The organism is Pseudomonas pudica (assembly GCF_015680405.1).
Classification (GTDB): Bacteria; Pseudomonadota; Gammaproteobacteria; order Pseudomonadales; family Pseudomonadaceae; genus Aquipseudomonas; species Aquipseudomonas pudica.
The window spans coordinates 61,357-78,040 of sequence record NZ_JADLJS010000018.1 but is presented as its reverse complement, the minus strand read 5'-3'; the positions used below and the strand labels follow the sequence as shown (position 1 = coordinate 78,040).

At 64.8% G+C, this 16,684-nt stretch carries 15 protein-coding genes; 8 read left to right on the top strand and 7 right to left on the bottom strand.

The annotated features are described in order from the left end of the window. Positions 1-148 precede the first annotated feature (148 nt). The 5 genes from IRZ77_RS14695 to IRZ77_RS14675 all read left to right on the top strand — a co-directional run bounded on the left by IRZ77_RS14695 (position 149) and on the right by IRZ77_RS14675 (position 4,722). Positions 149-931 (top strand): MlaA family lipoprotein, encoded by a 783-nt coding sequence (locus IRZ77_RS14695; protein WP_135002265.1) that lies wholly within the window; start codon positions 149-151, stop codon positions 929-931. Next, complete coding sequence (locus tag IRZ77_RS14690) at positions 921-1,154, top strand: hypothetical protein (RefSeq protein WP_256573704.1); 234 nt, start codon at positions 921-923, stop codon at positions 1,152-1,154. The genes IRZ77_RS14695 and IRZ77_RS14690 overlap by 11 nt, the downstream gene beginning before the upstream one ends. A 269-nt stretch (positions 1,155-1,423) precedes the next feature. Next, positions 1,424-2,656 carry an MFS transporter gene (locus IRZ77_RS14685; protein WP_046615709.1) on the top strand — a complete coding sequence of 411 codons (1,233 nt, stop codon included), beginning with the start codon at positions 1,424-1,426 and terminating at the stop codon, positions 2,654-2,656. A gap of 36 nt (positions 2,657-2,692) precedes the next feature. Then, positions 2,693-3,466 carry an AraC family transcriptional regulator gene (locus IRZ77_RS14680; RefSeq protein ID WP_196173751.1) on the top strand — a complete coding sequence of 258 codons (774 nt, stop codon included), beginning with the start codon at positions 2,693-2,695 and terminating at the stop codon, positions 3,464-3,466. A gap of 107 nt (positions 3,467-3,573) precedes the next feature. Further along, the gene (locus IRZ77_RS14675; RefSeq protein WP_085600235.1) at positions 3,574-4,722 is read left to right on the top strand and encodes a M14 family metallopeptidase; all 1,149 of its coding nucleotides are present in this window, start codon (positions 3,574-3,576) and stop codon (positions 4,720-4,722) included. A 193-nt stretch (positions 4,723-4,915) separates the two neighbouring features. Here IRZ77_RS14675 and IRZ77_RS14670 read toward each other — a convergent pair whose 3' ends face one another. The 7 genes from IRZ77_RS14670 to IRZ77_RS14640 form a co-directional block, all read right to left on the bottom strand. Then, on the bottom strand, positions 4,916-5,884 hold the full coding sequence (locus IRZ77_RS14670; protein ID WP_196173750.1) for a Csu type fimbrial protein: 969 nt from the start codon (positions 5,882-5,884) through the stop codon (positions 4,916-4,918). Continuing rightward, on the bottom strand, positions 5,881-8,178 hold the full coding sequence (locus IRZ77_RS14665; RefSeq protein ID WP_196173759.1) for a fimbria/pilus outer membrane usher protein: 2,298 nt from the start codon (positions 8,176-8,178) through the stop codon (positions 5,881-5,883). The genes IRZ77_RS14670 and IRZ77_RS14665 overlap by 4 nt, the downstream gene beginning before the upstream one ends. A gap of 108 nt (positions 8,179-8,286) precedes the next feature. Further along, complete coding sequence (locus tag IRZ77_RS14660) at positions 8,287-9,063, bottom strand: fimbrial biogenesis chaperone (RefSeq protein WP_046615713.1); 777 nt, start codon at positions 9,061-9,063, stop codon at positions 8,287-8,289. 39 nt (positions 9,064-9,102) lie between these two features. Next, positions 9,103-9,606, bottom strand: a complete 504-nt coding sequence (locus tag IRZ77_RS14655) for a Csu type fimbrial protein (RefSeq protein WP_196173749.1) — start codon at positions 9,604-9,606, stop codon at positions 9,103-9,105. Positions 9,607-9,609: 3 nt separating this feature from the next. Beyond that, entirely contained in the window at positions 9,610-10,140 is a 531-nt protein-coding gene (locus IRZ77_RS14650; protein ID WP_135002270.1) for a Csu type fimbrial protein, read from the bottom strand. 18 nt (positions 10,141-10,158) lie between these two features. After that, entirely contained in the window at positions 10,159-10,695 is a 537-nt protein-coding gene (locus IRZ77_RS14645; RefSeq protein ID WP_046615716.1) for a Csu type fimbrial protein, read from the bottom strand. Positions 10,696-10,725: 30 nt separating this feature from the next. Further along, positions 10,726-11,253 carry a Csu type fimbrial protein gene (locus IRZ77_RS14640; RefSeq protein ID WP_046615717.1) on the bottom strand — a complete coding sequence of 176 codons (528 nt, stop codon included), beginning with the start codon at positions 11,251-11,253 and terminating at the stop codon, positions 10,726-10,728. Positions 11,254-11,516: 263 nt separating this feature from the next. Here IRZ77_RS14640 and IRZ77_RS14635 point away from each other — a divergent pair, with 263 nt between their 5' ends. The 3 genes from IRZ77_RS14635 to IRZ77_RS14625 are packed head-to-tail and all read left to right on the top strand — an operon-like array spanning position 11,517 to position 16,641. Beyond that, the gene (locus tag IRZ77_RS14635) at positions 11,517-13,766 is read left to right on the top strand and encodes an ATP-binding protein (protein WP_046615718.1); all 2,250 of its coding nucleotides are present in this window, start codon (positions 11,517-11,519) and stop codon (positions 13,764-13,766) included. Between the two features lie 12 nt (positions 13,767-13,778). Then, positions 13,779-14,240 (top strand): response regulator, encoded by a 462-nt coding sequence (locus tag IRZ77_RS14630; RefSeq protein WP_046615719.1) that lies wholly within the window; start codon positions 13,779-13,781, stop codon positions 14,238-14,240. Positions 14,241-14,253: 13 nt separating this feature from the next. Continuing rightward, positions 14,254-16,641 carry a response regulator gene (locus tag IRZ77_RS14625; RefSeq protein WP_196173748.1) on the top strand — a complete coding sequence of 796 codons (2,388 nt, stop codon included), beginning with the start codon at positions 14,254-14,256 and terminating at the stop codon, positions 16,639-16,641. The last annotated feature ends 43 nt before the right edge of the window (positions 16,642-16,684 follow it).

The following is a 16,684-nucleotide window of genomic DNA, read 5'->3' as shown; positions in this document are numbered from 1 at the left end:
GGTTACCAAGCCGTACTTTAAGGCCATCCCCGCGCAACCGTCATATATTTCAACTTGGTAACAAAGTGTCGACGCCGAGAAAATCCAGACATTTCCAGGCAAAGAAAACCGCGCAGCATCGGCGCCAGTTCTTGCCAGGAATGTATCCATGTCCCTTTCATCATCCGCCTCCCGCTCAGCGCGCTCTGCCGCGCTGGCCTTGTCGCTGCTTGCGGCGGGAGGCTGCAGCCAACGTGCACCGGCCACGGCGGCCTGCGGCAATGTCGCCTATCAGGTCAGTGACCCGGCGGAGCCCGCCAACCGCGCCGTATTCGCCTTCAACCGCACGGTCGACGACTATCTGCTGGCCCCCGTCGCCAGGGGCTACACCGCGCTGCCCGGTTTTGCCCGGCAGGGCATGCACAACTTTGCCAGCAACTTCGGTGAGCCCAAGGTGTTCGTCAACGACCTGCTGCAGGGCAACGGCGAACGAGCGATGACCAGCCTCTCCCGCTTCATCTTCAACACCACCTTGGGTGTGGCGGGGCTGGTCGATGTGTCTGGCAAGATGGGGCTGAGCCAGCATCGCTCGGACTTTGGCCAGACCTTCGGGGTGTGGAACATCGCCGCTGGCCCCATCGTCGAGTTGCCGCTGCTGGGCACCCACAACCTGCGCGATGCCACCGGCACGCTGCTGGGCCTGGCACTGGACCCGTTTGGCGGCAACAGCGATACCGTCGAAACCATGGGCAACGTAGCCACAGCCGGCGGCATCGTCGATACACGGGCCGAAGCACTGCCTTTGACCGACCTGCTGCGCACCTGGCCTGACTACTACCTTGCGCTGCGTGACTACACCGCGCAGCGGCGCAGCAACCGGGTGGCAGAAGGCAAGGCCGGCGAGCCGGGAGCGTGGCCAGTGGATTGTGCAGGGGGTGCCCGTGAAGAATGATGCCCAAGCCGCCATGCTGCTGTTCAGGCGCCTGGAAGGCGCTGCCCGGCAACCGCTGTTGCTGCATGAACTGGAAGCCCGGCTTTCGGCCGATGGCCGGAGCCTGGTGCTGAGCCGCTATCGCGAACGCTTTACCGCCGAAGGCAAGCCCTACCGGCACGAGGCTCACCGCAGCGTACCGATTGCAGCATTGCTGCGCTGGGTGGCGCGTCACGAACGATGAATCCGGCGCGGCCAGGTATTAGCAGGGAGCCTGTGGGAGCGGCTTCAGCCGCGAACACCGGCGCAGCCGGTGCCATGCACCGCGTTGGATTTTTCGCGGGTAAACCCGCTCCCACAGGGTACGCGGACCGCTTGCGAATTCAGGGCGTCAGGCCCGGAATGTCCGAAACGCGACAGTAGCTGCCTGTTCGGCGTGAGACAGGCAAACCGGGCCCTGGCTACCCTTCTTCGGCAAATGCCTTGTTCCCTTTCGCCAGAAGAAGATCGCCCATGACGACCTCCACCGCCTCCATGGCCGCCACCACGCCTGCCGACCAACCCCAGGGCTTTCTGGTCCGCATCGTCGGCGCCGCCGCATTCGCCCACCTGCTCAACGACCTGATCCAGGCCGTGCTGCCATCCATCTACCCGATGCTCAAGAGCGATTTCGCGCTGAGCTTTGCCCAGATCGGCTGGATCGCCCTGATCTACCAGGTGACCGCGTCCCTGCTGCAACCCTGGGTCGGCCTGTACACCGACAAGCACCCGCAACCCTACCTGCTGCCGGCTGGCATGCTGGTGACGCTGGTGGGCATCGCCCTGCTCGCCTTCGCCAGCAGCTATGAAATGCTGCTGGTAGCCGCAGCGGTAGTCGGGGTGGGTTCGGCGACCTTCCACCCCGAAGCCTCGCGAGTGGCCAGGATGGCCTCCGGTGGGCGCTTCGGCACCGCGCAATCGACTTTCCAGGTAGGTGGCAACACCGGCTCGGCCCTTGGCCCGCTGCTGACCGCTGCCATCGTCATTCCACACGGCCAACCGGCCATTGCCTGGTTCATGCTGGCGGCCGCGCTGGCGGTGTTCGTGCTGTTGCGGGTGACCGGCTGGACCGTGCGCCACGGCCAGACCCGGCTCAAGACCTTCGCCGGCCAGCAGGCCCCCGGCCTGTCGCGTGGCGCCATGTGGCGCGCCGTGGCGGTGATCGCCGTGCTGATGTTCGCCAAGTTCGTCTACATCGCCTCGTTCACCAACTACTTCACCTTCTACCTGATCGAGCATTTCGGCCTGAGCGTGCAGCACAGCCAGCTGTACCTGTTCGTGTTCCTCGTGGCCGTGGCCCTGGGCACCTTCGCCGGTGGCCCGGTGGGTGACCGTATCGGGCGCAAGGCAGTGATCTGGGTCTCGTTCCTCGGCGTGGCGCCCTTCGCCCTCGCCCTGCCTTACGCCAATCTGGCCTGGACGGCGGTACTGGCGGTGGCCATCGGCCTGGTGATGTCCTCGGCCTTCGCTGCCCTGGTGGTATATGCCCAGGAGGCCGTGCCGGGCCGGGTCGGCATGGTGTCGGGGGTGATGTTCGGGTTGATGTTCGGTATCAGCGGCATCGGCGCTGCCGGGCTTGGCGAACTGGCCGACCGGCATGGCATCGAGTGGGTGTACCAGATCATCTCGTTCCTGCCGCTGCTGGGGTTGGCCACGGCGCTGCTGCCGGCAACCCGCTCGCAAGCCCGCCCCAGCCGCTGCTGTTAAAGTGGGCATGCCAGGCTGCCCGTACAAGAGGTCGAAATGCTGAAGCCGCAGCACGAATTGCTGGTGGAAGTGGATGAGTGGAGCTGGGAGGTGGGCAGCCGTGCGACGGACTACCCGACCGACTGGTTCATCGAGCCCCACAGCCATGCCAAGCACCAACTGATCTATGCCATAAAAGGCCTGATGATCGTCGAGTCCGGTAACGAACGCTGGACCGTGCCCCCCAGCCGCGGCGTATGGATGCCCTGCGGCCAGGTGCACGCTATACGCTGCGTGGGCGATGTGAAGATGCGCAGTGTGTTCGTGCGCACCGACGCGGCAGTGCAGTTGTCCGTGCAGAGCAAGGCTATCAGCATCTCGCCGTTGCTCAGCGAACTGATCAAGGCTTCCGTAGGCTTTACCGCGCCGTTTGCCGAAGACTCGCGCGAAGCCCGGGTGATGCGCCTGATCCTCGACGAGATCTGCGTGCTGCCGACCATGCCACTGAAGCTGTCGCAGCCCCGCGACAAGCGCCTGCAGGCGATCTGCTCGGCATTGCACCAGCGGCCTGACGATAACGCTACCGTGGCCGACTGGGGCCAGCAGCTGGGGGTGGACGAAAAGACCATCCAACGCCTGTTCCGCAAGGAAACCGGCATGACCTTCGGCCAGTGGCGCCAGCAGGCGCGGCTGATGCAGGCACTGGAGCGGATTGCCCTGGGCGAGCGGATCATCGATGTGGCGGGGACGCTGGGGTATGACAGCCCCAGTGCCTTCGCCAGTATGTTCAAGCGCCAGTTCGGTATCACGCCGAGTCAGTTCTTCAAATAGCCTGTAGGAAACATATGATATCGCCCACGCGTTGCTGATCTCGCACAGCAACCCTGTCAAGCCGTGTACAGTACCCTCACAACAAAGCCCCAGAAGGAGCCCGGTACATGACCGTGACGCTGTCCCCCCTGCAGATCGACTGCGATTTCGACTCCGGCAACATCCAGGTACTGGATGCCAGCAACCCGGCCCGGGTGCACCTGGCCATCCGCCCGGACACCCACAGCGACCACTACCAGTGGTTCCACTTCAAAGTCAGCGGGCTGACGCCGGGCCAGGTCCATCGCTTCAGCCTCGACAACGCCTCCGGCTCTTCCTACAAGAACGCCTGGAGCGGCTACAACGCCGTGGCCTCCTATGACCAGCAAACCTGGTTCCGCGTCCCCAGCCAGTTCGACGGCACGGCGCTGTCGTTCGAGGTGAAGGCCGAACAGCCGCACATCTGGTTCGCCTACTTCGAGCCCTACCCGCGCGCCCGCCACAACCAGCTGATCGAGCGTGCACGGCAACTGCCGGGGGTGGAATTGCTCGCCAGTGGCCGCAGCGTGCAGGGCCGCGACATTCCCCTGCTACGTGCCGGTGATGGTGCCGCAGGCAAGCGCAAGCTGTGGCTGATTGCCCAGCAGCACCCGGGCGAACACATGGCCGAATGGTTCATGGAGGGCGTGATCGACCGCCTGCAGGCCAACGACGCGGTCATACAGCAGTTGCTGGCCAAGGCCGACCTGTACCTGATCCCCAACATGAACCCCGACGGCGCCTTCCTCGGCCACCTGCGCACCAATTTCAAGGGCAAGGACCTCAACCGTGCCTGGCAGGACGCCAGCGTCGAGTTCAGCCCCGAGGTGTTCTTCGCCCAGGCGCAGATGAAGCAATACGGGGTGGATGCGTTCATCGACGTGCATGGCGACGAGGAGATTCCCCACGTGTTCACCGCAGCCTGCGAGGGCAACCCCGGCTACACGCCGCGGCTGGCCAAACTGGAAGAGCAGTTCCGCAGTACCTTGTGCAGCCTGACCCGCGACTTCCAGACCGTGCATGGCTACACCCGCGACGAACCGGGGCAGGCCAACACGACGCTGGCCTGCAATGCGGTGGGGATGGCGCATGACTGCCTGTCGCTGACCCTGGAAATGCCGTTCAAGGACCATGACGACGCGCCGGATGCTGTCACCGGATGGTCGGGAGCACGCTCGAAAGCGTTGGCCGGGGCGGTGCTGGAGACATTGGCGAAGATGGTTGGCGATTTGCGCTGAGTGAAACGGCCCATCGCCGGCAAGCCGGCTCTCACAGGACTGCACATGACTCATGGAATTAGCAGGGACCCTGTGGGAGCGGCTTTAGCCGCGAACGCCGGCGTAGCCGGTGCCACGCACCGCGTTGGATTCTTCGCGGCTAAAGCCGCTCCCACAGGTTACGCGGACCGCCGCCCCCACCAGGTCCCTGCGCTCAGAACTGCACATCCAGAAGCACGCTGTCGGTATAGCTCCCAGCCGGGGGTGTAGCCTGATCGGTGTAGACCTTGGCGTTGTAGTTGAACACCTGGCTACCGGTGCCGGTACCCGTGCCGGGGTTCACATCGGCATCGGTACTGGCCCGTCGTGCAGCCCCTACCGAACCCCAGCGCACCGCACCGGCGCCCTTGAAAATGTCATAGGCCAGGTAGTTGTTGGCCGTCGACTTCATCCGCCGCCGACCATTGGCCACGTTCTGCCCGTCGTCCAGGCCCACGGTGTAGTTGCTGCCCTTGGTGCACGACACACTCAGGCTCTGGCTTACCGTACCGAACCCCGCCACCACTGGCGCGCTGGCGAAGTTGATACTGGGTGTGGTGATCTGGCAGTCGTTGGTCACCGTCATGCTCACCAGCAGGGTCTTGGTACCGGTGCCTTGGTCTCGCCCTATGCAAAGCCCGCCAACACCGATCCCGTCGCAATAGTCCCAGGTCCACTCGACGGTGAGGGTTTCCTGATACAGCCCCGCCGATACATTGCTGCCTACCTGCGTGCGCATGTAGATGGGCACGTTCTTCGGTGTACCGTTGAGCAACCCGAGCAGGTCGAGGATGCCGGTGGTCCTGAATTCGAAGGCGGTGCCACGGGTAATCGGATAGGTGGTTGTGGCGTCGGCATACAGCGTGTAGGGGATCACATCCCCGGTAGCCCCTACCAGCCCGCTGGTGGTAGAGGTGATCTTGATCTTGAAGGAGTCGGTACTACTGAGCACGCTGATCACCGAGCCGTTGCATTGCAGGCCCGAGTTGGTGCTGGAGGCCGTCTGTACCGTGCTACGTACCTGGGTCGAACTGAGCGAACCAAACGCCGCCGGCGCAGTTACCACTGACGTGCACTTGGCCCAGCCCGAGCCTGCCCACACCACCAAGGCACTTGCCCATAAACCACGCCAGCAGGCCTTCATTTGCATACCAACGGGCCGATCAAGGGGATCGAGCCTTGCGACTCAGGCAGGTCGAACGCCACCTGGCACTGCCCGCCGCCTTCCAGCTCCACCTGCAGGCGGTTATGCGGCGCCAGGTTCTCCAGATACACCAGGCCATCCCAGCCGACCACCGCCTGGCTGCCGCTTTCTGCATGGGTGACACGGCTGCCCAGCTTGAGTACCTGCCGGTCGGCGTCCACCAGTTCGATACTGGCCGCCAGCACACGCCTGAGCGGGAACTCCAGCAAGTAGCCACTGCCCCGGCGTACCGCCACCCGCTGCTCCACTTCCGGTGCGAGGATATCCGGCGGCAAGTCCATGGGGTCGATCTCGTACTTGCCTCGGTAGTAACCGCTGCTGTACGGCACCAGCAGGTGGCCATCGGCATCGGTGCGGCCGACCTCCTGGTTTTCATAGCGCACCGGCACATCGGCGTAACCACCGGTGCTGACCACCACGAAGGCATCGTCGATGCGGTTGGCAGCGAACAGCCCGGCATCCATCCACACCAGCGAGCCACTGGCGTCGGCCCAGCGGGTCATTTCGCCACTGCTGCCATACACACCGGCCTGCAACTGCACCGACTGCAGGCGCCAGGTGGCATCGGCCTGGCGGTAGGCGTCGCGCTCGCTACCGGCGGCGTAGCCGAGGTTGTAACCGACACCACCACCCACTGGCGTCGCGCGGCTGTAGTTGACCCGCTGCAGGGTTTCGCCTTGCTGGCTGCGTTCCATGCCCAGGGCCAAGGTACCGTGCAGGTCGAACGGGATCACCAGTTGCGCCTGCACCGCCCACCGGCTGTCCCCCACTTCACGGTTGGCCGACAGATACACGCTGCTGTTGCCCCACAGCGGCCTGCTGTAACTCAGGTTGATCAGCCGCGTACGTGTGCCGTCACCGGCGCGCACATCGAAATAGCCGGCGCCGATGTTGCCGTATTCGTTCAGGTTCAGGCTCAACGTGACCTGTTCGCTGCGCTGGCTCAGCTGTATGTCGCGGCTGTCGACCCGGGTCAGATCGGCATAGTCGCCATGGCGTTGCAGGCGCTGGTAGCTGAAACCGATGCGCTGGCTGTTGTACTGGTAGCCGAGGGCGATCTGGTGGCCCTTGTCGCCGTCGAACCGGCTCTGCGCCAGGGCCGCGTTGAGCACGCCGAAGTTGCCCAGCCGCATGTTGCCGCCCAGACCGCCCAGCATCAGCGATTCGGCGCTTTCGGCATGGGTCTCCAGGGTGAAGAGGTCGCTGACCCCGTAGCGCAGGCTGGCCGAGGCAATCCCGGGGCCGTAGGCAAAATCGCGTACCCCGTAGTCACGGCGCAGGCTGCCGGCCGCTACCGAATAGTCCGTCAGGCCCTGCTGCAGCAGGCTGCTGGTGACGTAGAACGGCAAGGTGGTCGACACCTGCCGGCCAAGGGCGTCGGTGGTGACCACCACCGCCTCCCCGGCGCCGTTGATGAACGGCACGTTGGTCAACGTGTAGGGGCCCGGCTGCAATTCGCTGGTGCTGGACTTGTAGCCATTGATGAACAGGTCCAGCGAAGTCGGTACCGCCGCTTCACCGGAGAACGCCGGCAGCGGATAGGTGACCAGGTCGGGGCGCGCAGCGAAATCGCGCGATACCTGCAGGCCGCCAACCCGCACCGAGCTGGTCCAGGGCAAGGCCCCGGTCACAAGGTCCCCGGCTTCGTAGGTCAGCAGGCGCTGCTCGTCGGTGAAGCGCCAGGTGGTGTCGTAGCGCAAGAAGCCCTGGCGCAGGTCATCGGTCGGCGCACCATTGAACGACTGGCGCCACTGCCCGGTGCTGGAGAACGTACCCCAGCTGTCGAACAGGCGCAGTTCGTTCCAGGCCGCCAGGTAGCTGCCGCCGTCATCGGTGTCGTTCAGGTACAGGTCGTAGTTGAACAAGGCGCCGAAACTGCTGCGCGCATCGCTGGCCGGGTACAGGTTGCGGTCGCCCAGCTGCTGGTCGGGCAGCCAGGCCGGCGGCACTTGCAGCAGCAGGCGCTGGTTCTGGCTGTCATAGTCGGCATGCATCCCCCCGATGGCCTCCAGCGCCACCTCGCCCTGCGGGTTGCCCGGCAGCGAGACACCGGCCGCCCGCAACACTTCGCTGTCGATATACAACTGCCCGGCGCGCTGCTGCACCGGCACCAGCTCAGCCTTGGGCATCTGGTTCACCAGCAGTTCGAGGTACAACGTGGCATCGGCGATGGCGGACAGCTCCGTAGGTGGTGGTGGCAGGTCGTCGCCCAGCACCAGGCCAGGGCCGACCAGGGCAAGCCCCAGGCACCAGCGATGCGTCCTCGCTGTCAGCCACCTCACACACGGTTTCCAACCATTGCCGGGTCCTCCCTGGCCCCTGCGCGGCATTCAGGCGCAGGCTCATTGGCTTTGGCGGATGGCGTCCGCGCTGCTCTGGCCGTTTACCCTCCCTTTCAGCACACTGCCGGCGTTCGGTGCCAACGGTGCCGGCCAGCGCATGCTGGCCCCCGGCAGCACATAACCCAGCAGGCCGTCGGCCAGTGGCTTGCTCTGGCTGCCCTGCTGCACCACCACATCGGTCAGCCGTGCATGCACCGCGCCGGTGTTGCGCAGCTCCACGTACGGCTTGCCCTGCACGGTCACCGCACGCCAGCTGAGTTGCGGCTTGCCGACGCCCTCGGCATTGCGTTTGCCCTCGGGATCGGCTTTGCCCCACAGGCCTTCGCCGTAGACGAACAGGGGTACCGAGTAGCGCATCTGCAGGCGGATCGCCGCGGTAGTGCCGGGCTCGGCCTTGTCGACTGGGATGGCGGGCGGGATTTCGTCGATGATGATGCGATAGGCCTGCTCCTGTCCGACTGGCGAGGGGCTGGTGCGGGTCAGGCGAATCAGTTGCTTCTGCCCGGGGGCGATGTTGGCCACCGGCGGGCTGCCAATGATTTCGCGCTGTGCCTGGTACTGTTCCTGGTAGTCACCCTGGCGCCAGGCGAACACCCGCACCTGCAGGTTGGCCGGTGCGGTACCGCGGTTTTCCAGCCACAGTGCGCCAGCCTTCTGGTCAGCCTCCAGCACCGGGTCGATCGGCCAGATCAGCACCGAGGTGGCCGCCCCGGCCGGCAGGCTCGCCAGCCACAATACTCCGATCAACCCACGCGCCCACTTCGCGCCTGCCCCCATGAAGCTCTCCTTGGATACTGGTCGTTGGTGCCGATGCATTCACCAGGTCACCGTCACTTGCACCACATCGGTGTAGGTCCCTGCCGGCAACGTGCCGGTCAGCTGGATCCGCCCGTACACCGGCAGCTTTATCGCCGTCGGGTCGGTGTAGCTCACGGCCACGCTCTGGCCGATCCCCAGGCTCTGGCTGTATGCCGCGTCCCGGTACAACTGGTAGGCCAGCACCTGTGTGCCGCCCGTGCGCTTGAGGTTGCGTGTGCCACTGGCACTGTTCTGCCCGCCATCAACGCTCATGCTCAACGCCACCCCCGGGGTGCACTGAAAGGTCACCGTGGTGCCGCCCAACGAGGTGTCGAGGCCCCCAGTGGCCAGGGCCGATTGCGAGCCGTAGTCGAGCGTCCCGTAGCTGCTCACGCCGCCCACCACCAGGCACCCGGCGACGATCTGCGCCGTCACCATGAAGCTGCTGGTGGTCGCCGCATCCAGAGGCGCGGCCAGCAGCACGCCGAGGCCACTCAGGCCACATGCCAGCCAGCTACGCATGGCTCAGAACGACAGTTCGACGGACACTGTGTCGGTGTATACCCCTGCCGGCAGGCCGGCCTTGCCGCGCGCCTGGCCATACAGGTTGACGACCTGTGCCGTACCGCTGCTGGTCGGCAAGGTGATGGTGCCGTTGATGGCCAACACCTGCGTGCGCCCGGCATCGGTATAGAAATCGTACGGCACGAAGTTGCCGGCGCCATCCGCCAGCGCACGGCTGCCCCCGGCCGACTGGCCATCGTGGACGCCTGCCCCCACGCGGATCACCGGTACCGTGCCAGCCGAGCAGAGAATGCTGATCGCCCCTCCGCCGCCGCCGATCACCTGGGCGTCCGCGCTGGTGAACAGGGCATCGCGAGTACCGAAGTCCAGGGCACCGAAGTTCACCCCCGAAGTGCCCGAGCTGCCATTGACCTGGCACGCTGCGGTCAAGGTCAGCTTCGAGTCGATGGTCCCGGTCGTTGCGGCCTGGGCCTGGGAAGCCAGCATCAGCCCAAGGCCGGTGAGGATGCAGCGTGAAAGGTTCGTTCTCATCGAAGTCTCCTTGCGTTGTTACCAGTCCAGGGTCACCCTCAGGGTGTCACGGTAAAGGCCGGCCGGCAGCGCGCGCGGTTGCGCCACTACCACACCGTAGATGGGGATCGGTATCTGCCGGGTACTGCTGATGGTGAAGGCACGTGCCTGGCCGATGCCGTAGCGGCTGTTACCGCCTGGGTCGATCGCCAGTTGATAGGGGATCAGCTCGCGGCCATTGCTCAACCGCCGTATGCCGTCGCTGCCATTCAGGCCGCCGTTGATGCGCACGTTGAACGCACGCACTTCGGGCGTGCAGCTGATCTGCAGGCTACCCTCGCCGCTCACATCATCAACCCGGCTGCGCAGCGGCTGGTCCCAATACGGACCGCGCTCGCCGAAGTCCATCACCCCGGGGTTACCCACCGTCGCCGGTTGCGTCTCGTTGCTGCTGATCTGGCAAGCGGTGCTGATCACCAGCCGCGCCTGGATGAAACCGGTACTGGTGCCATGCGCGGCACCGCCGGGCACCAGCAGCGGGCCGAGGGAAAGCAGCAGGATCGAGGTACGGTTCATGGCGTCGCGTCCTTGTGCATGGTGGCATCCCTACCAGCTGACGGTGACTTTGAGCAGGTCGGCATACAGGCCTGCAGGTGGTATCCAAGCCAGCTTGTCGATCCGTGCATACAACGGCAGCTCGACCGAACCGCTGTTTGGCACCCGCGCCGAATGCGCCACATTCACCGCCAGCGGTTCGCGCCAGGCAGCATCGCGGTACAGGCGATACGGGATGAGCCGAGCCGTGTCATCGTCACTGGCCAGAAAGCGCAGCTCGCCGACGCCGCCATGCTGGCCGCCGTCGACGCGAACCTGATAGGGGGTGCCGGGGTTGCATTCCAGGCGTGGCGGGCGCCGGCTCAACAGTGCGCCGGTGAGCGGCGCGCCAGGACCATCCAGCCGTGCAGCAGCGCCCAGGCCGATGCTCCCAAGCGCCTGCGCCCCGGCATCGCGGGGCTGGTTGACCAGCATGCAGCCACGCTGCACCAGCACCCGTACCTCCACCAGGAAGTCCGCCGCCATGACACTGCTACTCAACATGAGGCCCAACAGGGCGGCCAGGTAGCGCTCTGTCACCTAATTATCCTTGTCGATGTCTGCTGACCTGAGCGTAGCAGCGGAGTGGCATCACGCTGCTGGCATCGAGCCATTTTTTTGTATTAGCCAAAAAGCGCTACCACCTGAAAAAAAAGCCGCACGACACAGAACGCATCGCCGGCATTCTCCTCAAATGGCCAAAGGCCGTTATCCGGGCCGATATTCTGTTAGGGTGTATCCCTTTCATCCTGCCTAGACTCATGCGGCATGCATGGAAGGACACGACAGGAGCGTTTTCATAGATGATTGCAGACAGCACGCTCACCCAAGCCCTCGAGCGCTGTGCCCAGGAACCGATCCAGCTGCCTGGCAGCATCCAGCCCCACGGCTTCCTGCTGGTGCTGGACGAAACCGAAATGCGCGTACTCCAGGCCAGTGAAAATATCGAGCATTGGCTTGGCATACCGGCCACTGAACTGGCCGGTTGCGACTTCGCCGAACTGGTCAGCGGTGCCTTCGACCTGCGCCTGCACCTGGCCCGCCTGCCAGAGGATGAGATCTTTCCGTTCCACATCAGCGATGTCTTCCTGCGCCAGGGCGCGCCTTACCGCGGCAACCTGCACCTGCTGGTGCATCGCCACGACCAGGTGTTGATCGCCGAATTCGAACCCCCTCGCCTGCCAGCGGATCTTGCCGGGCAAGGCGACTACTACCCACTGGTGCGCAGCTTCGTGGGCCGCCTGCACCAAGCCGGCAGCCTCGAGGAACTGCTGCAGCAAACCGTGCTGCAACTCAAGCGCATCACCGGCTTCGGCCGGGTCAAGGCGTACCGCTTCGATGCCGAAGGCAACGGCCAGGTGCTGGCCGAGGTGGCCGACCCGGGGTACCCGAGCTACCTGGGCCTGTGTTTCCCCGCTTCGGACATACCGCGCCAGGCGCGCGAACTGTACCGAATCAACCGCATCCGCGTGATCGAGGACGCCAACTACCAGGCCTCGCCGTTGCTGCCCGCTGCCAACCCGCGCACCGGCAAGCCGCTGGACCTGAGCTTTGCCGCACTGCGCAGCGTGTCGCCAGTGCACCTGCAGTACATGCGTAACATGGGTACCTTGGCATCGATGTCACTGTCGATCGTGGTCGACGGGCAACTCTGGGGGCTGGTGTCCTGCCACCATGAACAGCCGCGCCCGGTGGACCTGCGCACCCGTACTGCCTGCGAACTGCTGGCCAGTGTGCTGTCGCTGCAGATCGAGTCGCGTGAGTCCCACGCCAACACTCGCCAGTTGCTGGAACTGCGCCAACACATCGTGCGCATGATCTCGTCCATGGCCGACCATGACAGTGTCGGCGACGGCCTGCGCGACTTGCCCGAAGTACTGCTGGCCTTCGCTGGCGCCCAAGGTGCCGCAGTCATTTCCGCCGAGCGTTGCGATCTGATCGGCAAGACCCCTCCGGCCGCGCAGGTAAACGCCTTGGTGCACTGGCTATCCCAGCGTGGTGAAGACAGCGTGTTCCACAGCGACAACCTGCGCCGCGACATTGATGAACTGCCCGAGCTCGCGGCCCATGCCGGCGGTGTGCTGGCAGTGGCCATTTCGCAGATCCACTCGCACTACCTGCTGTGGTTCCGCCCAGAGCAGGTGCGCACGGTGACCTGGGCCGGGCAGCCGAACAAACAGGTCGGGCCACAGGGCAACCTCGACCCGCGGCACAGTTTCGAAAGCTGGCAGGAAAAACTGCGCGGCTACTGCGAACCCTGGCACCCGCTGGTCATCGAAGGCGTGCAAGAGCTGCGCACGGCAGTGCTCGGCATCGTCCTGCGCAAGGCTGAGGAACTGGCCCAGCTGGCCGGCGAGCTGCGCCGCTCGAACAAGGAGCTCGAAGCGTTTTCCTACAGCGTGTCCCATGACCTGCGCGCGCCCCTGCGCCATATTGCCGGTTACTCCGAACTGCTCGGCGAAATAGAGGGCCAGGGCCTCAGCGAGCGTGGCAGGCGTTTTCTGCAACACATCGAGGAAGCCGCGCATTTTGCCGGAAGCCTGGTCGACAACCTGCTCAACTTCTCGCAAATGGGCCGCTCGGCCCTGCGTCTGTCCGAAGTCGACCTCAACGCCCTGGTCGAAGCCATTCGCAGCGAACTTGCGCCCGACTACCAAAACCGCGAAATTGTCTGGGACATCGCCCAGTTGCCCAAGGTGATCGGTGATCCGGCGTTCATCAACATGGCCTTGCACAACCTGCTGGCCAACGCCATCAAATACACACGTGGGCGGACCCCGGCACGCATCGGCATCAGCGCCGTGCAGCACCCGGGCGAAACCGAGATCTGCATTCGCGACAACGGCGTGGGCTTCGACATGGCCTACGCGAACAAACTGTTCGGCGTGTTCCAGCGCCTGCACCGCATGGAAGACTTCGAAGGGACCGGCATCGGCCTGGCCAGTGTCCGTCGTATCATCGAACGCCATGACGGTCGGGTCTGGGCCCACGGCAAGGTTGGCCAGGGAGCCACCTTCCACTTCACCCTCCCGCGCCACCCCGCTAACACCTGAGGCACCGCTACCATGCTCAAACCCATCCTGCTGGTCGAAGACAACCCACGGGACCTGGAGCTGACGCTCCTGGCGCTGGAGCGCAGCCAGTTGGCCAACGAGGTCATCGTGCTGCGTGACGGTGCCGAAGCACTCGACTACCTGCTACGGCGCAATGCCTATGCCGAACGTGACGATGGCAACCCCGCCGTATTGCTGCTGGACCTGAAACTGCCAAAGGTCGATGGCCTGGAGGTGCTGAAGGAAGTGCGCGCCACCGCCGAGCTGCGCAGCATCCCGACGGTGATGCTGACGTCCTCGCGCGAGGAGCCCGACCTGCTGCGCGCCTACGAGCTGGGAGTGAACGCGTACGTGGTCAAGCCGGTGGAGTTCAAGGAATTCGTCGCCGCCATTTCCGACCTGGGGATATTCTGGGCGGTACTCAACGAACCGCCACCCGGCTCGCTGCGCCTGACCCGGCGTGGCAGCATCTGAGGTGCCTGCGACGATGCTGCCGACACCGCTCAAACTGCTGATGGTCGAAGACAATTCGATGGACGCCGAGCTGACCCTGATGCGCCTGGAACGCAGCGGGCTGAATGTGCAGGCGCAACTGGTGTTCGACCATGCCGGTGTCGAGCAAGCCCTGCGCGAGTCCAGCCATGACCTGATCCTGTGCGACTGCGTGCTGCCGGGCTCGTCCGGCACCGAAGTGCTGGCCATTGCCCAGCGCCTGGCACCGGATATTCCGTTCATCTTCCTGTCTGGTATCTACGGCGAAGAACATGCGGTGGAAATGATCCGCCTGGGCGCCACCGATTATGTGCTGAAGAAGAACCTGCCGCTGCTGCCCAAGGCCGTACGCCGGGCCCTGACCGAAGTTCAGGAGCGCCAGCGCCGACGCCGCGCCGAAGAAGCCCTGGCCGACGTCGAGGCACGTGCACGCATTGCCATCGATGCTGCTGGCATGGGCACCTGGGACATGCGCCCGCAAGAAGGGCTGTTGTTGTGGGACGACCGCTGCAAGACCCTGTTCGGCCTGCCTGTCGATACCGAAATGACCCTCGACGTGTTTTACGCCGGCATCTACCCTGACGACCTGCCGCAGGTGCGCGAGGCAGTAGAGCACGCCATGTGCCCGGAAAGTGGCGGCGTGTATCGGGTCGAGTTCCGCATCGCCCAACCCGCTGGCCTGGAACCGCGCTGGTTGCTCAGCAGCGGCCAGAGCCAGTTCGTCAACGACCAGTGCGTGCGTTTTTCCGGGGTGCTGCAGGACATCCATGCCCAGCGCCTGGCCAACCAGGCACTGCGTCAGCTCAACGAGATGCTGGGTGAAAGGGTCGAGCGCCGCACTCGCGAACGCGACCGTGCCTGGGAGCTGTCGCAAGACTTGCTGGCCGTGCTCAACAAGGACCTGACCCCAGTCGCGCTGAACCCCGCCTGGGAAGCCAGCCTGGGCTTGTCCCGCGAGCGCCTGAGCCAGTCGTCCTTGCTGCACCTGCTACCCGAGCCCGACCAGGAACTGCTGCTCACCGAACTGGCCGCCCTCGCCCACGGCCGCACCAGCGCCCGCTTTGTCGGGCGTATCCTGGATGCCGGTGGCCAGCAGCGCTGGTTGTCCTGGGTGGTGGTGCCGGAAGACACCCTGCTTTACGTGGTGGCGCGCGACATCACCAGCGAACGCGAGGCCGCCCTTGGCCTGGCCGAAGCCAACGCCCGCCTGCGCGAGCAGATCGCCGAACGCGAACGTATCGAGGCCGCGCTGCAGCAGATGCAGCGGCTGGAAGCGGTCGGTCAGCTGACCGCCGGTGTGGCGCACGATTTCAACAACCTGCTGACGGTAATCCTCACCGGCGCCAGCTTCCTCGAGCGCGACCTGGCCAAAGCCGACCTGGAAAAAGCCCGTGCGCGGCTCACGCACATTCGCGAAGCCGGCGAGCGCGGTGCCAAGCTGACCTCGCAGTTGCTGGCTTTCTCCCGACGCCAGCGGCTGGAGCCGGTGGCGCTGAACCTCAACCGCACCTTGGCCGGCCTGGAAGAATTGCTGCGCCGCACCTTGGGCGGCAATGTCTCGGTACGTCTGGACCTGGAACCAACCCTGTGGCAGGCGCTGACAGACCCGACCCAGACCGAAATGATCATTCTCAACCTGGCGATCAACGCCCGCGATGCCATGCCCGACGGCGGCCAACTGACGCTGTCGACCCGCAACACGCTGATCGACGCCCGCCCACAGCGCCCGGAAGACCCGGACCCTGGCGAGTACGTGATGCTGAGCATCCGCGATACCGGCTGCGGCATGAGCGAAGAGGTGCTGGCCAAGGTGTTCGAGCCGTTCTTCACCACCAAGGATATCGGCAAAGGCTCGGGCCTGGGCCTGGCCCAGGTGTTCGGCTTCGCCAAACAGTCCGGGGGTGGCGTACGTATCGACACCACGCCGGGGCGTGGTACGCAGGTGGCCGTGTACCTGCCGGCAGTCAAAAGTGAAGCCGTCAACGAACCGATGCCGTCGCTGCTCAGCCACTCGATAAGCGAAAGCGGCCGTAATCGCACCGTGCTGCTGGTGGATGACGACCATCTGGTACGGGACATGCTCGGTGATGTATTGCGCCAGTATGGCTACCAAGTGCGCCAGGCGCACAGTGGCGAACAAGCCTTGGCTTTACTGGATGAGCAGATCGACCTGCTACTGAGCGATTTCGCCATGCCCGAGTTCAATGGTGCGCAACTGGCACTAGCGGCACGCGAGCGGTACCCGCACCTGCCGGTGGTGCTTCTTACCGGTTACGCAGAATTGCAGGGGTTGGAGCTGCCGGGCAGCCTGGTGATCCAGAAGCCGGTACAGGCCGACGAACTGGCCCGCTTGCTGAACGAGATGCTTGGAACTGCCAGGTGACCGAACAGAGCCCCTGGCAAAACCTGCAGAAACGACAAAGCCC

What these genes read in the sequence shown, in the direction of transcription:
- IRZ77_RS14695 (WP_135002265.1), top strand. Translation starts at nt 149, where the DNA reads ATGTCCCTTTCATCATCCGCCTCCCGCTCAGCGCGCTCTGCCGCGCTG.
- IRZ77_RS14685 (WP_046615709.1), top strand. Translation starts at nt 1,424, where the DNA reads ATGACGACCTCCACCGCCTCCATGGCCGCCACCACGCCTGCCGACCAA.
- IRZ77_RS14680 (WP_196173751.1), top strand. Translation starts at nt 2,693, where the DNA reads ATGCTGAAGCCGCAGCACGAATTGCTGGTGGAAGTGGATGAGTGGAGC.
- IRZ77_RS14675 (WP_085600235.1), top strand. Translation starts at nt 3,574, where the DNA reads ATGACCGTGACGCTGTCCCCCCTGCAGATCGACTGCGATTTCGACTCC.
- IRZ77_RS14670 (WP_196173750.1), bottom strand. Translation starts at nt 5,884, where the DNA reads ATGAAGGCCTGCTGGCGTGGTTTATGGGCAAGTGCCTTGGTGGTGTGG.
- IRZ77_RS14660 (WP_046615713.1), bottom strand. Translation starts at nt 9,063, where the DNA reads ATGGGGGCAGGCGCGAAGTGGGCGCGTGGGTTGATCGGAGTATTGTGG.
- IRZ77_RS14655 (WP_196173749.1), bottom strand. Translation starts at nt 9,606, where the DNA reads ATGCGTAGCTGGCTGGCATGTGGCCTGAGTGGCCTCGGCGTGCTGCTG.
- IRZ77_RS14650 (WP_135002270.1), bottom strand. Translation starts at nt 10,140, where the DNA reads ATGAGAACGAACCTTTCACGCTGCATCCTCACCGGCCTTGGGCTGATG.
- IRZ77_RS14645 (WP_046615716.1), bottom strand. Translation starts at nt 10,695, where the DNA reads ATGAACCGTACCTCGATCCTGCTGCTTTCCCTCGGCCCGCTGCTGGTG.
- IRZ77_RS14635 (WP_046615718.1), top strand. Translation starts at nt 11,517, where the DNA reads ATGATTGCAGACAGCACGCTCACCCAAGCCCTCGAGCGCTGTGCCCAG.
- IRZ77_RS14630 (WP_046615719.1), top strand. Translation starts at nt 13,779, where the DNA reads ATGCTCAAACCCATCCTGCTGGTCGAAGACAACCCACGGGACCTGGAG.
- IRZ77_RS14625 (WP_196173748.1), top strand. Translation starts at nt 14,254, where the DNA reads ATGCTGCCGACACCGCTCAAACTGCTGATGGTCGAAGACAATTCGATG.